General features: G+C 47.9%; 1 protein-coding gene. It reads left to right on the top strand.

Features of this window, described 5'->3' with window-relative positions; genetic code table 11:
• Positions 1–263: 263 nt before the first annotated feature.
• Positions 264–751, top strand: a 488-nt coding sequence (locus A3750_RS22090) for a DUF4136 domain-containing protein (protein ID WP_068548832.1), incomplete at its 3' end; no start/stop codon positions are given.

The raw sequence follows: 751 nt of genomic DNA, 5'->3' as shown, positions 1-751 counted from the left end.
AGTATTGTCGGTGGACAGCAAACCTCGTATACGCTGCGAGATCTACAGGCTGGAGCATATTTCTTTGCTATTGCGACCGTTGACAGTGATGGTCTGCAGGGGCGCTACTCGGATGTCGTTGAGGTAGTCGTGAACTAGTGTTGTTTCGCTGTTTCTCCGACGGGGCCCGCTATTAAGCGGGCTTTTTTGTGCAAATTCATTTGTAGCGTCAGCCTAAGGTCTACGCTAAAGTAATTTCCTTTTGAATAATAAGGGATCCGGTAATGTTTGTAAGAAGTCTGTTGTTAGTTGTCATATTTGCCCTTTCTGCTTGTGCGACTGGACCCAGAACGCATGCGATCTTCGAGCCAGACACAGATTTTTCGGTTTTTAGTACGTTTGGGTTTGTCGAATCGCTCGCTTTGGCGGATGGTCAATATAGGGGGATCGAAGAGCGGTATCTTATTGAGTCTATTCGTAAAGAGTTGTCTGCGCGCGGCCTCACGGAATCTCAAGAAGCCGAGTTGCTGGTTAATTTTCATGTATCTCAGAAGGAAAAACTACGAACTACAACGACGCCATCATCAAGTGTAGGTTACTACTCTTACCGCGGTGGGGCTGGATACCATGGCAGTGTTGGGATGTCTTTTGAGACAAGAACCTCGCAATACACAGAAGGGACGCTCAACATCGATGTTATCGATGCGGAGGACAGGCAAGTTATTTGGGAGGGTGTGGCCGTTGGCAGAATGAAAGAGACGCCGCCAGAAGA

This window comes from Oleiphilus sp. HI0079 (assembly GCF_001635105.1).
Note: the sequence above shows the minus strand (reverse complement) of the source record. Positions and strands in the feature narration are given on the sequence as shown.